The following is a 2432-nucleotide window of genomic DNA, read 5'->3' as shown; positions in this document are numbered from 1 at the left end:
GTCGAGTAGGTCAGCTCCCTTACGGGAGCCTTCCCCTCTAAGAACCGTACTTGAAAGTTTCCAATCATACGGCTCAAGCAACACGCCCTTATTCTGGCTATTAGAATAAGTACGCCTCATTTCCTACCAATTTTAGATTTAGTCACCTTGACTTTGCAGGACGTGTGAACGAGTGTTCGAACCTTTTTACTCCCGACAATATTCTCGGTAATGCTCCAAGGTCTTTCTCTATCAATACGTTCACAGCAGACAGGACAGATTTTACCTTGCCGCTTCCATATTGCTACCAGCGAATCCTTACCTTTAAGCGTTTGCTTCATTCGGTAGGTTTCCCGCCATTCATAATACGGTTTGTCGGCAGGGTCATAGGGATTTGTATAATGCCGCACCTTAGCAAACTTCTCATGGTGGAAATTAGGTAGGTATTTCAGTTCGATAGTCCTGATTTTAGCACCTTTCTCCATGTCGGCTATAAACCGCCATTTACGTCCGTTAACAGTTTGGAAATATTTTTCCTTTACCCATCCTTTGCTTTTTCGCGCATGTCTTCGTCTTGCCCATTGCCATATTTTCTTGAAGATTTCCCAGTCAACCCTGTGAAATGCCTTTGCGGAAGTTCCGTACTTGTAGTAGTTACCCCAGCCCGTGATTATCGGGTTTAGCATTTTAATGAGTGACCTTTGTTTTACGCACTTGTTGGATTCAATCACCTTTCGGATTTTGTCGCAGAATCGTTTCTTCGCTTCATTGGATGGCTGTGTGAGCAACGTATTATTGGGAAACTTACGAATGTTGAAGCCGAGAAAGTCGAAACCGTCGCTAATATGCGTTATTTTGGTCTTTTCTTCCGATAGCGTCAAGCCTCGTTCCGCCAAAAAGTTGCGTACAAGGGGGAGAATAATCTTTTCAATTGTTTCCTTGTCCTTTGCTGTCACAATGAAGTCGTCCGCATAGCGTACCAGATGTATTTTGGGAACAATCTTTTTATAGTTCACCTGATACTTCTTAACACACTTTTCCAATAAGGATTGTAATCCGTCAAGTACCATGTTTGCAAGGGTCGGAGAAATTATGCCGCCTTGTGGAGTTCCCTCTTCCGTGGGGAAGAGTTCACCGTTGAAGACGTAGCCACATTTGAGCCATTTACGGAGTATCGCCTTATCCATAGGGATATTTTTGATAAGCCATTCATGACTGATGTTGTCAAAGCATCCTTTAATATCTGCTTCGAGAATCCATTCGGGTGCACATGACCTTGAAAGCAGAATAAAGCATTGCTCGATAGCATCATGGGTACAACGGTGTTTGCGAAAACCGTAAGAGTGAGTATCACCCGTAGTCTCGGCAATCGGGTCGAGTGCCATGAGATATAAAGCCTGCATTGCCCTGTCTTTCATTGTCGGTATGCCCAATGGACGTAATTTCCCGTTCTTCTTCTTGATGTTTACCCGTCTCAGCGGCTGTGGCTTGTAATCACGGCGTTTGAGCGAGATTATGGCTTTGGCTTTCGCCAGCGGAGATGACCAGATTGCCTTGTCAACACCCGCAGTGTCTTTACCTTTATTGGTAGTAACTCGCTTTACTGCCAGAGCTTTGGCATAAAACGAGTGGGTCAGCATCCATTGCAGGGCTTTCACCTTGCCCGTTCTGCCTTCCCTTTGAGCCTTTACAATACGTGCTTGTAGCTTTTGAACAAACAATGCACACTTGTTCCAGTCGATTTCCGACCAGAGTGTATGGATGTCATTTTCGGGCGCACACGCCAATTTAATTGCGTTCATTTGCTTTCCTTCTTTTAAAAGTTCTACTAACTATCTTGTAAAGAGTTACCATACGGAAGTCTGCCCGCTTTCGCGCCGGATAATGTTATCGGTATCAACACGTGACTCCGGTTCAATCCGTATCCCCTCCATTACAGAGCGGCATTCGCTTTTTCCGCTTTCCTGTACCCGCACCCCATGTAGGCTCACCTTGCGGCTTGCTTACCCTCTTGAGAGAAGTGGGAGAGATACGGGCTTACCGTGTTCTGTGCAAGTGACAAATAAATGGGTTAGGTCCTGTCTATTCCACCGGCAGTGCTTTGTCCGTGTAACCCCAAAATTCAGGAGGTTATCCGACTGCTTACCTTTTGGTTCGAGCCCAACATCATTTGGCTCGTTATACTTTACGATGTTTATCAGACAGTTCACTTTCGTTGACCATACCATTAAGCCAAGCCCCTCGCGCCGATTGATGTTACCGGCCGTTGACGTCCCCTTGCGGTTCGGTCTTCTCCTTAAAGGAAAGGTTACCTTGTCTGGACAGCTGTCGCACAAATGGATTACTCACTATTGCACGTGCCCATAGGCTACTCCAGACGGAACTGGAGGTATAATCATTCTGCTTCTCTAAGCAGAAGTCACACAATCACTTACACAACTTTCACGTCACAC

General features: G+C 45.6%; 2 protein-coding genes. Both read right to left on the bottom strand.

The features are described from left to right. Positions 1-116 precede the first annotated feature (116 nt). Positions 117-1781, bottom strand: coding sequence for a group II intron reverse transcriptase/maturase (gene ltrA / locus JCM10512_RS20930; RefSeq protein ID WP_044165882.1), 1665 nt, complete (start codon positions 1779-1781; stop codon positions 117-119). Positions 1782-1826: 45 nt separating this feature from the next. Next, the gene (locus JCM10512_RS22865; RefSeq protein WP_158332255.1) at positions 1827-1970 is read right to left on the bottom strand and encodes a hypothetical protein; all 144 of its coding nucleotides are present in this window, start codon (positions 1968-1970) and stop codon (positions 1827-1829) included. Positions 1971-2432: the final 462 nt, after the last annotated feature.

The organism is Bacteroides reticulotermitis JCM 10512 (assembly GCF_000517545.1).
GTDB classification, from domain to species: Bacteria; Bacteroidota; Bacteroidia; order Bacteroidales; family Bacteroidaceae; genus Bacteroides; species Bacteroides reticulotermitis.
Note: the sequence above shows the minus strand (reverse complement) of the source record. Positions and strands in the feature narration are given on the sequence as shown.

Excerpts from the sequence above, each read along its gene's own strand:
- ltrA (WP_044165882.1), bottom strand. The coding sequence starts at position 1,781 with ATGAACGCAATTAAATTGGCGTGTGCGCCCGAAAATGACATCCATACA.